This is a genomic window from Draconibacterium sediminis (assembly GCF_000949475.1).
GTDB lineage: Bacteria > Bacteroidota > Bacteroidia > Bacteroidales > Prolixibacteraceae > Draconibacterium > Draconibacterium sediminis.
On sequence record NZ_JRHC01000001.1, the window covers coordinates 1,144,997 to 1,163,529 of the forward strand.

Annotated in this window: 12 protein-coding genes; 10 read left to right on the top strand and 2 right to left on the bottom strand. The window is 43.2% G+C overall.

The features are described 5' to 3' along the window. Nucleotides 1–177 precede the first annotated feature (177 nt). The gene (gene htpG / locus LH29_RS04740) at nt 178–2,232 is read left to right on the top strand and encodes a molecular chaperone HtpG (protein WP_045026326.1); all 2,055 of its coding nucleotides are present in this window, start codon (nt 178–180) and stop codon (nt 2,230–2,232) included. Between the two features lie 222 nt (nt 2,233–2,454). On the opposite strand, the gene LH29_RS04745 is transcribed toward htpG, so the two are convergent. Next, entirely contained in the window at nt 2,455–3,663 is a 1,209-nt protein-coding gene (locus LH29_RS04745) for an NAD(P)-dependent oxidoreductase (RefSeq protein WP_045026327.1), read from the bottom strand. Between the two features lie 151 nt (nt 3,664–3,814). On the opposite strand from LH29_RS04745, the gene LH29_RS04750 reads away from it, so the two are divergent. From LH29_RS04750 to LH29_RS04780, 7 genes are all read left to right on the top strand, one after another. Continuing rightward, nucleotides 3,815–5,419 (top strand): sulfatase family protein, encoded by a 1,605-nt coding sequence (locus tag LH29_RS04750; RefSeq protein ID WP_045026328.1) that lies wholly within the window; start codon nt 3,815–3,817, stop codon nt 5,417–5,419. A 142-nt stretch (nt 5,420–5,561) separates the two neighbouring features. Continuing rightward, nucleotides 5,562–6,791 (top strand): alpha/beta hydrolase, encoded by a 1,230-nt coding sequence (locus tag LH29_RS04755; RefSeq protein ID WP_045026329.1) that lies wholly within the window; start codon nt 5,562–5,564, stop codon nt 6,789–6,791. A 119-nt stretch (nt 6,792–6,910) separates the two neighbouring features. After that, nucleotides 6,911–9,268, top strand: a complete 2,358-nt coding sequence (locus LH29_RS04760) for an ammonia-forming cytochrome c nitrite reductase subunit c552 (protein WP_157493566.1) — start codon at nt 6,911–6,913, stop codon at nt 9,266–9,268. 269 nt (nt 9,269–9,537) lie between these two features. Continuing rightward, a complete protein-coding gene (locus tag LH29_RS04765) occupies nt 9,538–11,733 on the top strand; it encodes an alpha-galactosidase (RefSeq protein WP_045026331.1) in 2,196 nt (731 codons plus the stop codon). 308 nt (nt 11,734–12,041) lie between these two features. Continuing rightward, complete coding sequence (locus tag LH29_RS04770; RefSeq protein ID WP_198152345.1) at nt 12,042–12,671, top strand: class I SAM-dependent methyltransferase; 630 nt, start codon at nt 12,042–12,044, stop codon at nt 12,669–12,671. Nucleotides 12,672–13,653: 982 nt separating this feature from the next. Next, nucleotides 13,654–14,331 (top strand): hypothetical protein, encoded by a 678-nt coding sequence (locus LH29_RS04775; RefSeq protein WP_045026332.1) that lies wholly within the window; start codon nt 13,654–13,656, stop codon nt 14,329–14,331. A 167-nt stretch (nt 14,332–14,498) separates the two neighbouring features. Continuing rightward, nucleotides 14,499–15,026: a hypothetical protein gene (locus LH29_RS04780; protein ID WP_045026333.1), complete on the top strand. Its 528-nt coding sequence runs from the start codon at nt 14,499–14,501 to the stop codon at nt 15,024–15,026. 153 nt (nt 15,027–15,179) lie between these two features. Here LH29_RS04780 and LH29_RS04785 read toward each other — a convergent pair whose 3' ends face one another. Continuing rightward, a complete protein-coding gene (locus tag LH29_RS04785; RefSeq protein WP_045026334.1) occupies nt 15,180–16,448 on the bottom strand; it encodes a DEAD/DEAH box helicase in 1,269 nt (422 codons plus the stop codon). A 297-nt stretch (nt 16,449–16,745) separates the two neighbouring features. Between LH29_RS04785 and LH29_RS04790 the strand changes: the two genes are divergently transcribed. Both LH29_RS04790 and LH29_RS04795 read left to right on the top strand, forming a co-directional pair. After that, complete coding sequence (locus LH29_RS04790; protein ID WP_045026335.1) at nt 16,746–17,393, top strand: YdeI/OmpD-associated family protein; 648 nt, start codon at nt 16,746–16,748, stop codon at nt 17,391–17,393. A gap of 201 nt (nt 17,394–17,594) precedes the next feature. After that, entirely contained in the window at nt 17,595–18,494 is a 900-nt protein-coding gene (locus LH29_RS04795) for a glycoside hydrolase family 16 protein (RefSeq protein WP_082063412.1), read from the top strand. Nucleotides 18,495–18,533 lie beyond the last annotated feature (39 nt).

The window sequence follows — 18,533 nt, forward strand, 5'->3', positions numbered from 1 at the left end:
TGAAAGACGCAAATAAAACGTGTTTGGGTGAAATAAATATAGGGTAAAAATCAGCTTTCCGCCATAATTAATGTAGGAAAACGCAATTTTCTGTCAAATCGTCACAAAAAACGAATGGCACAGCGTTTGACTTTTGGCGAGCGTAAAAATTGATAGTATAATTTAAAATATAGAAAAATGCAAACAGGAAAAATTGGAGTAACCAGCGAGAATCTTTTCCCAATTATTAAAAAGTTTCTCTATTCTGATCACGACATTTTTTTGCGTGAGATTGTATCAAACGCAGTTGATGCAACACAAAAACTAAAAACACTTGCCGGGAAAGGCGAGTACAACGGCGATGTAAGCGATGCAAAAGTAGTTGTAAAACTGGATCCCGAAGCCAAAACAATTACGGTTTCGGATAACGGTATCGGGATGACTGCGGAAGAGGTGGAGAAGTACATCAACCAGATTGCTTTCTCGGGCGCCAACGAATTTCTTGACAAATACAAAGACGATGCAAATGCGATTATCGGCCATTTCGGATTGGGTTTTTACAGTTCGTTTATGGTGTCGGAAAAAGTGGATGTAATTACAAAATCGTACAAAGATGGTTCGCAGGCAGTAAAATGGAGCTGTAATGGAAGCCCTGAATACGAGCTGGAAGAAGTAGAAAAAGAAGACGTTGGAACCGACATTGTAATGCACATCAGCGAAGAGGAAAAAGGATTTCTTGATGATGCGAAAATTTCGGAGATTCTGAATAAGTACTGCAAATTCCTTCCTGTTCCGGTAATTTACGGAAAGAAAAAGGACTGGAAAGATGGCAAGCAGGTTGATACCGATGAAGACAACCAGATTAACGATGTAGCTCCGGCCTGGACAAAAATGCCCGCTGATTTAAAAGACGAGGATTACAAAAGCTTCTACCGGAAATTATACCCGATGGGCGACGAGCCGCTATTCAATATTCACCTGAATGTTGATTATCCGTTCAACCTGACAGGTATTTTGTATTTCCCAAAAATCAAAAACAATTTCGAGGTTCAGAAAAACAAAATCCAGTTGTACTGCAACCAGGTTTTTGTTACGGATTCGGTTGAAGGAATTGTTCCTGAATTTTTGACATTGCTGCACGGTGTGATTGACTCGCCGGATATTCCGTTGAACGTGTCGCGTTCGTACCTGCAAAGCGATTCGAATGTGAAAAAGATCAGCAGCCACATCAATAAAAAAGTGGCCGACCGTTTGAATCAGCTGTTTAAAGACAGCCGTGAAGATTTTGAAAGTAAATGGGACGACCTGAAGATCTTTATCGAGTACGGAATGCTGACCGAAGAGAAATTCAACGATCGTGCAATGAATTTCTTCCTGCTGAAAAATAGTGAGAGCAAGTATTTCACCTGGGAAGAGTACGAAAAACTGGTTAAAGAGAACCAAACTGATAAGGATAACAACACCATTTACCTGTATACAACCAATGTTGAGGAGCAATTCACTTTTGTTGAAGCAGCTAAAAACAAAGGTTACGATGTGTTGATTTTGGATGACGTGCTGGCACCTCACCTGATCAACAAATTCGAGCAAAAATACACCGACAAACGTTTTGTGCGTGTTGACTCTGACGTGGTTGAAAATCTGATTCGAAAAGAAGATACCGCAAAAGAAGAGTGGACATGGGAGCAAAAACAAGAGTTGTCGCCGGTGTTCCAGGCAGTTTGTCCGCAGTCGAACGCTCATACTTACATTGTTGATTTCCAGGATTTGGGTGAAAACGGTTCGCCGATGGTAATTACCCGTAACGAGTTTATGCGCCGTATGAAAGATATGAGTGCTGCTCAGGGGGGAATGAGCATGTATGGCGATTTGCCCGATTCGTTAAACCTGGTAGTAAACACGGCTCACCCGCTGGTGAAAAAAGTGTTGGATGCCAAGGACAAAAAACTGGGTAGTAAACTGGAAGAGATGACAGGAAAGATTTCTGCTACGAAAGAAGAAATTGCCGGTTTGGAAAAAGCAAAAGAAGGCAAGAAAGAAGAGGAGATTCCGGCAGCAGATAAAGAAAAGCTGGAAACACTAAATTCAGAACTGGCAAAGCTTGAGGAAGCAAAACGCGAAGAGCTGGCCGGATTTGGTAAAAAGAATAAACTGGCAAAACAAATGGTTGATTTGGCGCTGTTGGCGAATGGCCTGTTAAAAGGTGCCGATCTGGATCAATTTGTGAAGCGCAGTGTTGAACTGATTAAGTAGTGTGAGAAGTCCGTCAAACTGACGGATAGGTGAAGGGAGAGTGAGTAAAACGTCGGTCCGTCAATTGACGGATTGGCGTTTGTTTTTTTGTTGCTCGCAGATTACGCAGATAGCCGCAGATATAAACTTAAAGCCCCGGTCTGTATATTCTTTACGAATACGGACCGGGGCTTTTTTATTTCTTTATTCTTCAGCGTAAATCAGCACAATCTGCGAGCAATTCTATTCCCCGTCAGCAAAATCCTGCAGATACGAGAATTTTTCGGTTAACGCACCATCTTTTGTAATAGAAGCGCGTTGGATAATTCCGTCGGTATCTTCGCCAAATAAACTTGGGAATACTTTTTCGATGAGGTTACGCCCAAAATCAAGCGATGCGTCTTTGGGCAGTTCGCAGGGCAGATTATCCACCGCCTGAACCGACACGTTGTTCGGATTCGAGAAAGCCTCTTCCAATTCTCCGGTTTGCAGATTATAATCGTAAAACGGATCGGCAATTGTTGCAGCACGTTTTGTAGATGGAATAGAACCTTCAATATCGCAGGTAATATCCGAGATCACTCCAATGCGGAATTTATCTTCTTTCATCTCTTCGGCCGTAAAAAGTACCGGAGATTTTGGATCCCAGTAAGCCGATGCGATCAGCATATCGGTGGCCTCAGCGAAAGGATGAAAGCTATTCTCGTATAGCGACGGGTTATTGAAAAAATGCATCAGATCAAACGGTTCTCCATCAATACGTTTTGCATAATTCCGGGGCAGCAACTGCACATAAATGGCTTGTTCCGGCTCCTCATCATTTAAATAAGCCTCGGGCGAAACCCGCATAATGTTCATGTGGTTCAGAATCTCTAAAACACCCTGTGCCACACGTCCGTCGCCGGTAATTGCTATTTTTATCGGTGGCAGATTAACCTCGTCGAGGTGTTGTAACATTTCCTCCAGGTCTTCGCATTCGTGCGCCGGTTTCAGGTCAAACAAATCGTATTTCAATCCAAATGCACGGAAGCCGTTGTAAGCGCCAACCAATCCGGCAAAACGACCAAACCCGATAATACGAAATCCTGCCTTATCCGTCAGCACTTCGTAATCAACCAGCTGAATGTTTTTTTCTAAAACCGTTTGTAACAACTTGCGGTTATACGCTTGCTTTTTTATGGTGTGCGAAAAAAACAGGTAGATTTTTCCGGGGAGGAAATCCTCGATGCGGACTTCTTTTACCCCCAGTAAAACATCGCAATCCGAAAGATCTTCCTGTAACGGAATGCCCAAAGCACTGTACTCTTCGTCTTTATAACTTCGTATGGGGCTGGGTTGAACAATAATTGAAACATGTGGAAATGTTTGCTGCACTTCCACACATTGTTGCGGGGTTAACGGCACACGCTTATCGGGAGGTGTTTTCCCTTCTCTCAGAATACCTACTAACATTGTTTTGAAATTTTTCCGAATGTACGAAAATTTAAATATACCGATACAAGATGGGGCAACAATGCCCGAAAAGAGTGGCACTTGAATTGGCGATCAAAACAGAATGACTATTTTTAGCTGCAAATAAACTAAACTGACTAAATAGCAAAACATGACGATTAAACTTATTTCACAACGAATTTTAACCCTTGCATTTCTCGCGTTTATTGGTTTTGGTTGCGCCACTTCAACAAAAGAAGAAAGTAAAGAGCGGCCAAACATAGTCTTCATCATGAGCGACGACCATGCTTTTCAGGCTATTAGTGCCTATGGTGGTCCGTTGGCCGAACTGGCGCCAACTCCAAATATCGACCGGCTGGCTGAGGGCGGAATGCGTTTTAACCAGTGTATGGTTACCAACTCCATTTGCGGTCCGTCGCGGGCAACAATTCTGAGTGGAAAATACAGTCATTTAAATGGTTTTATTGATAACACCGGAGGTTCGCATTTTGATTTCAGCCAGAATTCGTACGCTAAAGTGTTGCAAAAAGCCGGTTATAAAACGGCGGTAATTGGCAAAATGCACCTTGGGGGCACGCCAACCGGTTTCGATTATTTCGATATACTGCCGGGGCAGGGGCGCTATTACAATCCAACTTTTATAAACCAGGAGGGGGAGTACAAAATGGAAGGGTACACCACCGAAATTATTACCGACAAAACAATTAACTGGTTGGAAAGTGAAAAAGAATCGGAGCAGCCTTTTATGGTGATGATGTGGCATAAAGCACCTCACCGTGCGTGGGAGCCCGGACCAAATGAACTGGGGATGTACGAGAACACCACTTTCCCGGAGCCGGAGACATTGTTTGATGACTACGACACCCGCGATGCAGCTGCAAAAAATAACATGTCGATTGCCAATACTATGTTTATCGATCGCGATTTGAAAATGACCGACCAACCCCGCGCAGGCTACACCGAAGATCAACTGGAGCAGTGGAATGCTGTTTATCAGCCCATTTACGAAAAGTTCAGGGAAGAAAACCCTACCGGAAAAGATTTGGTAAGCTTTAAATATCAGCGTTACATGCGCGATTACCTGGCGTGTATTGCTGCCGTTGATAAAAGTGTTGGGGAATTGCTTGATTATTTGAAAGAATCGGGATTGGATAAAAATACCATTGTAATCTATTCGTCCGATCAGGGGTTTTACCTGGGTGAGCACGGTTGGTTTGATAAACGCTGGATGTACAAAGAATCGTTAAATACGCCGCTGCTGGTTAGCTGGCCCGGAGTAATTGAAGCCGGATCAGTGAACAACGATCTGGTTTCGAACCTCGATTTTGCGGAAACACTGATTGATGTTGCCGGTGCCGAAATTCTGGAAGAAATGCAGGGAGAAAGTCTGCTGCCGATATTAAAAGGCGAAACTCCGGCCGACTGGCGCGATGCACATTATTATCATTACTACGAACACCCGTCGGAGCACGCGGTAATGCGTCATTACGGAATCACCACCGATAAATACAAACTCATTCATTTTTACTACGATATCGACGATTGGGAATTGTACGACCTGGAAAAAGATCCGATGGAAATACATAACGTATACGACGACCCGGCTTATGCTGATGTGCAGGCGCAGTTGCACGTTCAGCTGGAAGAACTACGCAAAAAGTACGGTGATAACGACGAGCTGAACCAGAAATTTATCGATGAATACCAGGAGAAGGTAAAAGCCAATCCGCGAATTGAATACTGGAAATACTGGTAGTAACAAACTTTTTCATCATCTACTGCGCTAAACTGTATAGATGTTCAAAAACAGTCCCAAAAAAACAGATCGTTGCTGTTGATCAGCTAAATTTATAAATCGTTAGCATTTGCTGATATTCTAATAACTAAAACAATAATCAATGAGTCAAAAATCGCTTACTCTTGTTTTGCTGACCATGTTCGCGTGTTCAGGAATCCTGAAAGCACAACAAACATTTTCTGTGTCAGTTGACGAAGTAAAAAACGGAAAAGTTAAAGTAGAACCTGCCATTCCGGCTGATGGGAAAGTAGCCGAAGGAACGGTACTTACCATTTCGGCCAAACCCGATAAAAACTATGCACTCGATGCGGTTTACTATTCGGTAAAAGGAATGTGGGGCGACATGTATCACGAATGTATGGCATCACCGTACGAGGTGGTGATCAACCAGGATACAAAACTGGGCGCGTCGTTTATCGAAGAAGATGAAGTAGACCACCTGATGGTTGCTCAAAATATTCCGTATGCCAAACCGGGCGTTAAACAATTAAAATACGATGTATTTGCTCCCGAAGGAGCGCGTAACCTGCCTTGTATTATTATCATTCACGGAGGAGGCTGGATTTGGAATACCGAAGATATTATGCGCGGAATGGCCCGCGAATTAACCAAAAGCGGAAAGTACGTTGTTTTTAGTATCGATTACCGCTGGGCCGGAAACCGCGATGGCGACGAGGTTGGAAATACCATGGCCGACATTATTGGCGATGTGTTTGGCGCCATTGCACACATTATGGAACACGCAGCCGATTATGGCGGCGATCCGACAAAAATTGCTGTAACCGGCGACAGTGCCGGAGGTCATTTGTCGGCAGTGGCCGGAACCATGCCAAATAAAATTGGCGACGGTGGTTTTGGCCAAACCGAAGGCGTATTTGAGTTTATGCCATCGTACATGCCAGAAAATAAAACGGTTGACCAGGTGCGTGCTGAAATGATGGCAGCCATAAAAGCGGCGGCTCCGAGTTACGGTGTATTTGGCAGCGACCGACTGAATCATTATTCCGAAGATCCGAAAGCCGACGATAGCTGGAAAGAAGCGATCGCGCCATTGAGCAATATCCCCAATGCAGAGGAGCGTAAAATTCCGCATTACCTTACCCGCGGAACAAAAGACGGTTTGATACCTGACGATGGCGTTAAACCTTATGTTGATGCGTTGGTGGAAGCCGGTCAACGTGTGCAGTACGTGCAGGTAGGTGGTGCCGGACATGCTTTCTTCGATTGGAAACCGGACGACAACACAAAAGCTACATTTAAAAAATATGGTGTTTACTACATCAATGAGATGGAGACTTTCTTCAATTCGGTGTTTTATCAGAAAAACTAACTAACGCTAATAATACCAAAAGCAGTTTATTCTCATTATGAATAAGCTGCTTTTTTTGTTTTCAACATTTTGAAATTTGTATCTTGCCGCATCAATTAAATGATTCAAAATATTTAATTATGAATTTCCATAAATCTCAGATATTAGTTGTTGTTGCAGTAATGCTAACGGCAATCTCCTGTAAACAAAAACCAAAAGAGGTAAGTAACGAATTCACCGGATCGGCAAGTTGTATCGAATGTCACGAGAACTTCTACAAGCTTTGGGAACCATCGTATCACGCACAGGCAATGATGCCGATAAATGCGGAATTTATGGAAGAGCATCAGTTGCCCGATAGCGAACCTGTTGAGGTGGAAGGCCACCTGTTTCAGGTGGAGTTTAAAGATTCAACCATGGTAATGTACGAACGCGATGGCGACGAACTGGTAAAAACCTACGACGTAATCTGGGCCATGGGTGGACACAATGTGTATACTTTTCTTACACCCTTCGAGAAAGGGAAACTGCAGAATATTCCGCTGGCTTTTGATGCCAACCGCAAAGAGTGGTTCAATTACCCCATGGCCGGTATGCGCCATTTTGGTGGAGACATGCCGGATGATGAAGCCTTGCCCTGGAAAGACGACATGTTTGCCTTTAACACGGGGTGCTACAGCTGCCACATCAGCCAGTTGAATACCAATTACGATTTGGAAACCGACACCTACCATACCACCTGGAAAGAACCCGGAATTAACTGCGAAACCTGCCACGGGCCGGCAAGCGAGCACGTGCGTATTTTCAAAGCATTAAAAGAAGGCGAGGAAGCCGATGAGTTGGGTTTGATCAGTACAAAAGTATTTACGCAGGAGCAGCATGTTGCATCGTGTTCGCCTTGTCATGCCAAAATGAATCCGATTACGCCAAGTTACATGCCCGGCGATAAATATTTCGACAATTATAACGTGACAACGCTTGAGGATCGTGACTTTTATCCTGATGGCCGTTCGCTGGGCGAAAATTACACCCTTACCGAGTGGATGATGAATGCGTGTGCCGATAACAGCGAGTTGCATTGTGTTACCTGCCATACATCGAGTGGCCGCGACCGCAACAAGGACAACCCCAACCAGGCATGTTTGAAATGCCATAATAACCGCACCGAAGATCTGGAAACACACACAGGGCACCCGGCTTCGGCAGGACTTACCTGCTTAAGCTGTCACATGCCAAAACGCGAATTTGTTGGCCGCTTCCTGCGCAGCGATCACTCGTTTCGCCCGCCAATGCCCGAGGCGACCATTAAGTTTGGTTCGCCAAATGCCTGTAACCAGTGTCATAAAGATAAATCGCCCGAGTGGGCCAATGAAATTGTAAAGGCGCGCCCTAATGGCGATTACCAGGAAGAAACGCTGAAGTGGGCACAACTGATAAAAGAGGCCCGCGACATGGAATGGGAGAATGTGGATAAAATGTTCGAGTACATCCGCGATCCTAAAACCGATGACGTAGTAGCTAATTCGCTTATCCGTTTGTTGAATAATTACCCCGATGCATCGAAAGCCGATGTGCTGATCGACGCGCTGAATAATGAATCGGAACTGGTGCGCTCGTCGGCAGCATATGGTTTGGGAGGAATTCTTACCGATGAGGTGAAAGCTGCCCTGCTGAAAGCTTGTCAGGATGATATTCGTTTGGTGCGCATACAGGCTGCCAATGCTATTTTAACTTTCCCTCAGGATGAGTTTACCGCAGAAGAACAAAAAATAATTGCCGCTGCCGAAAAGGAATACGTAACATCGATGACTTCGCGGCAGGACAACTGGAGCAATCATTACAACCTTGGTTTGTATCATCAGAATAAAGGCGAGGCAACCGAGGCGCTGAATTCGTACGAAACAGCAGCGCGTTTGTATCCTCCGTCGGTATTGCCGCTAATCAACAGCAGTGTGTTGTATTCGTATATCGGCAATAACGAAAAAGCCGAAGAGAATCTGAAGAAAGTGTTGGAGTACGAGCCAAAGAACGAAGCTGCCAATCTGAATCTGGGCTTGTTGCTGGCCGAGCAGGGGCGTATGGACGAAGCCGAAAAGGCTTTACGAACAGCGCTGGAAGCCAACCCCGAAAACCAACCGGTTGCAGCCAAAAACCTGAGTGTGATTGTGGCACAGCGCGGCGATCTGGCCGGAGCTGTAAAATATGCAGAAATGGCCTGGAAAGCACGCCCCGAAAATCCTGATTACGGGTATACACTGGCGTACTACCAGGTGCAGAACGGACAGACTTCAGTTGCCAAAAGAACCCTGGAGAAAGTGATCAGCACCTCACCCGAATACCTTTCGGCAACAGGCTACCTGGCACAAATATACCTGCAGGAAGGTAACAAAGACAAAGCACTGCAACTGTATAAAAACGCATTGAAAGTTGAAGGCATCTCGGAACAAGACCGGGCCGCGATTCAGCAATCGATAGCCATGTTACAGCAGAGCATGTAGAGTCGGGCAAGGCAAAAGTTAAAAGTAAAAAGGCAAAAGTTGAGAGCAGCCCCAACGGGGCGAAATCTAACAGCCCGGTGCGTAAGCGCCGGGGAGGAATATATAAATAGAATGAATGACGAATGCCGATTAACGATTTCCGATTTCAGAAGGAGTAGGCAAATAGCAAAAGGCAATCGGTTTTATTGGGTCGAAATATCGTTAGAACATCATAGGTACCTTCCTCCGAATCTTCGTCCTTCTAATAGAAACAATCAAATCTAAAAATCATGAGAAGGATATATCTGTTGACGATCGTTTTATTGCTGTCTGCCGTTGTTTATGCACAGGAAACGATTATCCCCATTTCAACCAACAATAACCTGATGTTGTTGCAAACCTCGCGCGATGGCCGTTTAAATACCGTGTATTTTGGCGAACCGCTGGTCAATGAATCGGAGTATGCTGCGGTGGCACGAGGCTACAATTTGAGCGATAACAACAGTGCAATTAACAATGCCACATACACAACTGCCGGAACCTGGAACCTGGTTGAACCCGCCATTGAAGTGATTCAAAGCGACGGCAATACTTCGCTGGAGCTGAAATACGTGAGCCACTCGGCCGAAACGACTTCAGATAATGCGGTGCTGACGACCATTGTGTTGGAAGATGCACAATACGAGTTTCAGGTGAAGCTGTTTTACAAGGCGTGGACCAACGAGAATGTGATTGAACAATGGACCGAGATAAAACACAACCAAAAAGATGCGGTAACGCTGAAAAAGTTTGCGTCGACAAACCTGTTTTTTACCGGCAACGAGTTTTACCTCACCAGCTTTGGTAACGAGTGGGCAAAAGAAATGCAGCGTAATGAGGAGAAATTGACCCGCGGTATAAAGTCGATCGATTCGAAACTGGGGACACGCGCCCATTTGCTGCAGTCGCCCAATTTTATCCTGTCGTTTGATGGCAAAGCTGCCGAAAACAATGGAACAGTGGTGTTGGGGCAGCTGGCGTGGAGCTCGAACTTTCGTTACGATTTTGAGGTAGACCCGCAGGGCAACGTTCGTTTTATTGCCGGTATCAATCCGTTTGCGTCGGAATATGAATTGCAGCCGGGCGAGCTGTTCAAAACACCGGGGTTGGTTTATGTGGTGTCGCACAAAGGAACCGGCGAGGCCAGCCGAAATCTGCACAGCTGGGCACGCGATTACCGCGTTCTGGACGGCAACGGCGAACGCCTGACACTGCTGAACAACTGGGAAGCTACTTACTTCGATTTTGATGAAGACAAACTTACAGCCCTGTTTAAAGATGCCAAAGAACTGGGTGTTGATCTGTTTCTGCTCGACGATGGCTGGTTTGCCAACAAGTACCCGCGAAACGGCGACACTGCCGGTTTGGGCGACTGGCAGGAAAATAAAAAGAAACTGCCGCACGGAATTGGTTACCTGGTAGAAGAAGCCACAAAAGAGGGCATAAAATTCGGTATCTGGATTGAGCCCGAAATGGTAAATCCGAAAAGTGAATTGTATGAGAACCATATCGATTGGGTGATTCGTCAGCCCGAGCGCCCGGAGAAATATTTCCGTAACCAGCTGGTGTTGGATCTGTCGAATCCCGAGGTGCAGGACTTTGTTTTTGGAGTGGTGGATAAGCTGCTTTCTGAAAATCCGGACCTGGCATTTATTAAGTGGGATTGCAACTCGGTAATCTACAATGCGCATTCGGCTTATCTCGAAAAAGAAGGTATTCCGCAAACACATATTTACATCGAATACACCAAAGGCCTGTACAATGTGATGGAGCGCGTGCGCGAGAAATTCCCGAAGGTACCGATTATGATGTGCTCGGGTGGTGGCGGCCGCGGCGATTACGAGCTGTTTAAATACTTCACCGAATTTTGGCCCAGCGACGATACCGATCCGCTGGAGCGCGTGTTTATGCAGTGGAATTATTCGTATTTCTTCCCGTCGATTGTTACCGATTGCCACGTAACCGACTGGAGCGATCTTTCGCTGAAATACCGCGTTGATGTGTCCAGCATGGGGAAACTGGGTTTCGACATTGTGGCTCACGAGCTCAGCGAAAACGATCTGATTTTTGCCAAACAGGCCGTGCAGAATTACCACTCGTTTAAAGATGTGGTGTGGCATGGCGACCAGTATCGTTTGGTAAATCCTTACGAAAACGACTTTGCTTCGTTGATGTATGTAAACGAGGAGAAGAGCAGGGCAGTGGTATTTAATTACCTGTCGAATTTCAGGTATATGCAAACGGCTTCGGTGCTTCCTGTTAAGTTTGCCGGTCTCGATCCTACAAAAAAATACACCATAAAAGAACTGAACGTTTACCCGGGACGACGCTCGTGGATTGATGCCGAGAAAGTATACTCCGGCGATTTCCTGATGAAAGTGGGTATTAATCCGCACATAACCTTGCGCAGCACCAGCGTGGTTTTGGAGGTGAATGAGGTAGAGTAGCAAGGCAAAAGTTGAGAGCAGCTATGCTGATTGAATTGAAAATCGGCCACAGCCAAATCCCGACCGTAGCGTCGGGAGCAAATTTCAATAGGCAAGGAGCCCCAACGGGGAGATATCAAATAGCCCGGTGCGTGAGCGCCGGGTTTTAATATCCAATATCCAATATCCAATATCCAATATCCAATGACCGATGACCAATAAGTGATTTGAAGGAGCATGAACATGCTAAATATCAATTCCCATTGGTTGAGAATCCCCATGATAATTATTATTTTGCGGGCAATTCTTCCCGGGCAAATGAATAGTAAATGAGAACGATTATGGACCGAAAAAAGCATTGGGAAGATATCTATCAGAGTAAGAACACCGCGGAGGTGAGCTGGTTTCAGTCTTCACCTACAACATCGCTACAATTTGTTAAGGAGTTTAAATTACCGCTGTCGGCCCGGATTATTGATGTGGGAGGTGGCGATAGTTTTATGGTAGATCGTTTATTGGAAATGGGCTACCGCAACATTACCGTTCTTGATATCTCGGAAACAGCCATTAAAAAAGCACAGCAACGTTTGGGCGAAAAAGCCGATACGGTAAAGTGGATTGTTGCCGACGCTGCAGGATTTCAACCTACCGAAACCTACGATTTCTGGCACGACAGGGCAGCTTTTCATTTCCTGACCGAAAAACAGGAGATCAGTAATTATGTCGATACTATTAGCTCGTATGTAAAGCCGGGTGGTTACCTGGTTTTGGGAACCTTCTCGGAACAAGGCCCCACAAAATGCAGCGGCATAGAAATAAAACAGTATTCGGAGAATACGATGACAAGCTTGCTAACGGATTTCTTTAATAAAATCAGGTGTATTTCAGTCGATCATAAAACACCATTTAATACGCTGCAGAACTTTATTTTTTGCAGCTTCAGGCGCTTGGCGGTATAAGACATTGGTCACTTGTCAATAGTCATTGGCTGATTGCTACTGCATCCCCGAAGTTTCAGAATACACCAGCATGGGGGATTGGTTTTATTTTTTGCACCGTGGCTTCAGCCCGGTGACAAAATTGTAATATTATAAAAGGGCTTTAGCCTTTAAAACTAAATTAAAGGCTAAAGCCTGTTTTCAATTCTCAATCCGAAATCACCGCCCTAAAGGACGGTGCAAAAAAGCACATTCAAACTGGATCGGATCCCTATCACAAACGCATTTGTTTGTATGCTCACCAAGTTAATGCCCCTGCAACATGATTTTGGAACCACCAGTTGAGCCGAGGGCATAAGAAAAAACACGATTGATACCCACTTCACGAACCTGATGGCGCTATAAAATGAGTTTTATACCCACTTCTGTCATCTGGGGGCGTAAAAAAACGCGTTTGGAACCGACTTCTGTTGCCTGAGGATGAAAAAAAATGCGTTTGAAAGCTTCCCCAGCTGCTGAGGAAGCGATAAAACCTGTTTGAACCCAACTTCTGTTACCTGGGGAAGCAAAAAAATACGTTTGAAACCAACTTTCGTCACCTGAGGGAGCTTTAAAATCAGTTAGTTACGGGTTTTGAAGAATGCAGAAACTTCGAAAAACCGCGTGGAGCGGGAGTTTGGGATTAAAACCCCGGTTTTGCTTGCTGCTTAACCCCGGGCTTAAGCCTGGGGTTAGTGAACTCCCGCCTGTAAATGGGCTTTAGCCCTTACTTTTGTATTCCCCTACTTTTCGCCAAAGCCATATTGTTTTTGTTAAACAGAGTAGTAACTTTAAACAAAAAAGAATCAAGCCTTTGAGTACGTATCCTGAAATATAAGATTTACTCCGCTCACGCCGATTTGCAATAGGTGTGCAATTCTACAGAATTGAAATGAACTTATCAGCCTTTGACTGAGGTACGGATTATAAATCCGCACCAGCGTAGGTAATTTCGAACTAGAAAATGAAGAGGAATTTAATAATAGTAGTTTTTATAATATTTGGCTCATGTGCTAATAAAGAATCGGTTCTGAGTTTAGACTATGAGATTGCTTCAAATATTATCAAACAAAATAGTTTTCAAGATTCGGGTATCGTAATATTAGAGGCAAAACAAGGAATATTTGCTTATTGGGACTCTCCGACAGATACAACTACTATCCTATATTCTGGGATTTCAATTGGGCAAATAAATATGCCCTCAGACAGTTTGAAAGGATTTTGGTTAAATCTATATGACTTTCAAGAAGCTCCTGGACTTTTTGCTATAACGAGTAATAGGCAAAATATTTCCATCAATGGTATTCCTATATTCCCAAATAATGAATTAGAATATTATTTAATAGAATCTGACTCAGTAAATGTCTTCACTTTTGATTGGGAAAAATTAGGAAAGATAGGAGTAAAACAAATATGCTCCTTTTCAGAACCAATGATAAATGAGAGAGAAAAAACAGGTTATGTTGGATATCAAGTATATTCAAGAAATAATTTTGGAGTTAATGTGGCACGTTTTGATTATTCTAAGGCCATGATTATATCAGAGTTTAAAAAAATGAATTTTGATTTATTAGACCTTAGCTATCAATCCTCAGAAGGAATTTTAAAAGAACTTGAACCAAATAGAATGGTTGTAAAATGAAAAACTGTACACAATCCCGCTCGCGCCGATTTGCAATCGGTGTGTCTTCGACAGAATTGAAGAAAACTTATCAGTCTGTGGCTGAGCTACGGATTACACCTGCCTGCGGTAGGCAGTAATTCGCACCAGCGGAGGACTTAATGAGGATTTCAAAATAGATTGGATTTATGAAAAGAAACGTATTGATCGGATTAATATTTTGTTCTTGTATTTCATGTACCTATCAGTCACAGAAAAAGGCTATTTCTGAAGTTGTTGAATCTTCTGATAATTTAGGTATTAATGATTTCGAGGATTGGATTTTAGAGGTTCATTATCCAATGATGGAAGGTTGGAATTATATTGAGCTGTCTAAAACAAAAGGAGATACTCTTATTGTTCTTAAAAGCACTTATAAAAAAACAGATGATAAGTTACATTTTGCTTCTTCAAAATTAGATTATACCATTATTGAAGGTCAATACAAAAAGAGAATAATACTTCAAAGTGTTTTAGATACATTATATATTTACAAGTATCCAATGGAAAATCCGAATGAGAAGTTCTTTTATAAAGGGAAATATACATATCAATATGATTATTCACTGCTTAATAAGGAGCAACAAAAGTATTATCTACTTCACAAAGATTCCCTTGATGAACTTGGAGGAAATGATCTTCCCTTATTACCAATTCATGACGAAAATGGTCAGTGATTACACATCTGAGTGACAAATACTCCGCTCGCGCCGATTTGTAATCGGTGTGTCTTCGATAGAATTGAAATGAACTTATCAGCCTATGGCTGAGGTACGGATTACATCTGCCTGCGGTAAGCAGGAATCCGCACCAGCGGAGCTACCAATCCCTTACCGTCTCTTCCGTCTAAATCCCGGGTTTTGATTTCCGCGTTTTTTGTTCCGGTTTTCAAAAAACTCCTGTCGCTTGCGTTTTTTTTCTGCTTCAAACTCTTTCTTTTCGCTGTCGTTCATCGGCTTGTCGGTCTGCGGAAAAGGATTGTTGCCGGCTACATCGATTTTTAGTTTTATCAACTTTTCAATGCTTTTCACATACGCATTTTCTTCCGGTTCGCAAAGCGATAGTGCCACACCTTCTTCACCGGCCCGGCCACATCGGCCAATACGGTGCACATAGGTTTCGGGCTCGTTGGGTATGTCGTAGTTAATCACATAACGCAGTTTGTCAATATCAATACCTCTTGCCGCAATATCGGTGGCTACCAACACGCGTATTTCTCCTTTTTTAAACCGCAATAAGGCCTTTTGGCGTTGATTCTGACTCTTCTCACCGTGAATGGCTGCACTCTCGATTTTTTTATTTCGCAGGTTGCGTACAATCCGGTCGGCACCGTGTTTGGTTCTCGAGAAAAGCAGTACCTGCTCTATGTCTTTATTTTTAAGAATGTGCAACAGCAAGTCCTTTTTATCGCTTTTGTTGGTGAAATAGATTTGCTGTTGTATGGTTTCGGCAGTTGAGGAAACCGGGTTCACCGCTACCTTTTTCGGATTCACCAGAATTTGTTGCGAAAGCTTTACAATTTTGTTTGGCATAGTAGCCGAAAAGAACAACGATTGCCGCTGTCTGGGTAATATCTTCAGCAGTTTGTTAATATCGTGAATAAAACCCATGTCGAGCATCCGGTCGGCCTCGTCTAATACAAAATACTTTACATCGCGCAATGAAATATGCTTCTGACTGATTAAATCGAGCAAGCGGCCGGGTGTGGCAACCAGTATATCTACGCCTTTTTGCAGTTGCCGTACCTGCGGATTTTGTGGCACACCGCCAAAAATGACAGTGTTTTGCAGGTTGCTGTATTTGCCGTATGCGTCAAAACTTTCGCCTATTTGTATGGCCAGCTCGCGGGTAGGGGTAACCACCAGCGATTTTATCTGTCGTCTGCCCTTTTCGTGGCGGGTAGTGTTTATTAAATGCTGAATGATAGGAATAGCAAAAGCGGCCGTTTTACCGGTGCCGGTTTGGGCACTTCCCAAAACATCTTTTCGTTCTAATACCAGTGGAATTGCCTGTGCCTGAATAGAGGTTGGTTCCGAGTAGTTTTCATCCTTTAATGCCTTTAGTATGGCAGGATGCAATTGTAAATCTTCAAATTTCATTATTGTTTTCTATGGTAAACAAGGGCTCACAAAATAATAACCATGAATAAAGAGCACATTGCTACCAAACCGCTACCCCTCTGTTTTTGTTCTAAACCGCGGCAAAGATACTACAAATAATAACTTCGCATCGTTGTTGTAATTTTGGCGGTCTGACTAGTCGTATCTTCTACCCCAATTTTGCGTGATCTGACCGCTACGTCCTTATTTCTCCAACATTTACACTCTACAAAAAACCAAAACAAAAACCTGTCAATGACCGTTATGGACAAGGTTAAAGTACAGTAGCGATAAACAATGAAGTTAAAATTAAACGCACAAGTGGATAAGTATCTTATTGATGGCTGTATGCGTTGCAAATATGGTGGTACACCTCAATGCAAAGTCAATAACTGGAGACCGGAATTGAAAACGCTCCGGCAAATAGTGTTGGAGTGTGGATTAACAGAAGAAGTGAAATGGGGCGTTCCGTGCTATACCGTCGAAGGTAAAAATGTTGTAATGGTTAGTGCCTTTAAAGATTATGCTTCTCTTAGTTTTTTCAAAGGGGCCTTATTGATTGATAAAAATAAGATGCTGAGTAAACATGGTGAAAGTTCACAATCGGTGCGACTGATTAAGTTTACAACTGTTGATGAAATAACACAAAACCAGGATGTTTTAAAAGACTATGTGCTGGAAGCAGTTAAAAATGAGAAATCGGGGAAGAAGGTGGAAACAATGAAAAATCCTGAGCCTGTTCCCGCCGAATTGCTTCAGGCTTTTGAAAATGATCCTGCTTTCGAGAAAGCTTTTTACGCTTTAACCCCGGGTCGACAAAGAGGCTACATAATTTATTTTTCGCAAGCCAAACAATCGCAAACAAGAATTGGAAGAATTGAAAAATATAAAGAACAGATACTGAACGGAGTTGGGCTAAATGATAAGTACAAACGAACATCATAAAAGAAAACCCGGTCTTCTGCAATTTGGGATTGGAATGGAACGGAAAGTTTATTGCATCAGGAAATGCTGAACTTAAAAAAAGAAAAGCTGTTACCTTTGAAAAATAAAATCAGAATATATGCTAATCGTAATATCGCCGGCAAAATCACTGAACTATAAAACACTACCGGTACTCTTTTTTAGATCAAAACGTTATTAAACATGAGAATAACAAGCAGTAAACGAATATTGGTGCTAATAGTTGCTTTTATAAGCTGCACTTTAACCGTTCAGTCTCAGGAAAAACATCACAATTATTTTTTCGAAGATTTTGATTCTTCAACTTCACAACTATTTAAATATGGTTCTGTTGGGGAAAAAGCTGATTTTACCTGGAAAATCGGAGTCGAATCCACCACAGAGCCCGGAACCAATATTCTATTGTTTAAAATTAATCCCGCTGAGGAAGCCGGGGCAGGAAAAGGACCTGAAATTATTTCAAACAATTTCACACATTTTGGTTCTTATGCCGCACGTTTAAAAGTTCCTGATGTACGAGATGTTCAACCAAATGTAGGAGCTGTGGTAGGTTATTTTACTTATTTTTCGGATACTATAGCCGGACTAAGCGAAATCGACTTTGAATGGCTTATTGCCGATCCGGAAATTATTTATATTGGTACATGGACCGGATTTCAAGGAAAACTTAGAAGGATAGGCCGAGTTATTAATATGGCTAGCGGTACTATTTATGAAACCAGTACCAGGGAAAACCATAACGGCATAAGCGCTCCTCTGACCGGTGCTCAATGTCAGCCTGAAACAATTCAAGCTATTGAAGGCTTTGATGCATCATCACAATTCCACACTTACGGATTTGATTGGTATTCCGACTCAATTAGATGGTGGATGATTCATCCGGCGACTAACGATACGATTGTTTTATGGAATTATAAAGGTTCGCAAATGGGTATACCTCAAAACAGTTCGTTATACCGGATGAATTTTTGGCATACCGATAACTGGCCAGTTGTAAGCAATCCAACTTCAATTGAAAAACCAAAAAAACGATTTGAGCTTGAGGTTGACTGGATGTCTTATGATCCGTTAAAAAAACAATAAAAAAGTCCTCAACGGAATCGGATTCCTAGTCAGCTTTGC

Coding starts and splice junctions, on each gene's coding strand:
- htpG (WP_045026326.1), top strand. CDS start 178: ATGCAAACAGGAAAAATTGGAGTAACCAGCGAGAATCTTTTCCCAATT.
- LH29_RS04745 (WP_045026327.1), bottom strand. CDS start 3,663: ATGTTAGTAGGTATTCTGAGAGAAGGGAAAACACCTCCCGATAAGCGT.
- LH29_RS04750 (WP_045026328.1), top strand. CDS start 3,815: ATGACGATTAAACTTATTTCACAACGAATTTTAACCCTTGCATTTCTC.
- LH29_RS04755 (WP_045026329.1), top strand. CDS start 5,562: ATGAGTCAAAAATCGCTTACTCTTGTTTTGCTGACCATGTTCGCGTGT.
- LH29_RS04760 (WP_157493566.1), top strand. CDS start 6,911: ATGAATTTCCATAAATCTCAGATATTAGTTGTTGTTGCAGTAATGCTA.
- LH29_RS04765 (WP_045026331.1), top strand. CDS start 9,538: ATGAGAAGGATATATCTGTTGACGATCGTTTTATTGCTGTCTGCCGTT.
- LH29_RS04770 (WP_198152345.1), top strand. CDS start 12,042: ATGAGAACGATTATGGACCGAAAAAAGCATTGGGAAGATATCTATCAG.
- LH29_RS04775 (WP_045026332.1), top strand. CDS start 13,654: ATGAAGAGGAATTTAATAATAGTAGTTTTTATAATATTTGGCTCATGT.
- LH29_RS04780 (WP_045026333.1), top strand. CDS start 14,499: ATGAAAAGAAACGTATTGATCGGATTAATATTTTGTTCTTGTATTTCA.
- LH29_RS04785 (WP_045026334.1), bottom strand. CDS start 16,448: ATGAAATTTGAAGATTTACAATTGCATCCTGCCATACTAAAGGCATTA.
- LH29_RS04790 (WP_045026335.1), top strand. CDS start 16,746: ATGAAGTTAAAATTAAACGCACAAGTGGATAAGTATCTTATTGATGGC.
- LH29_RS04795 (WP_082063412.1), top strand. CDS start 17,595: ATGAGAATAACAAGCAGTAAACGAATATTGGTGCTAATAGTTGCTTTT.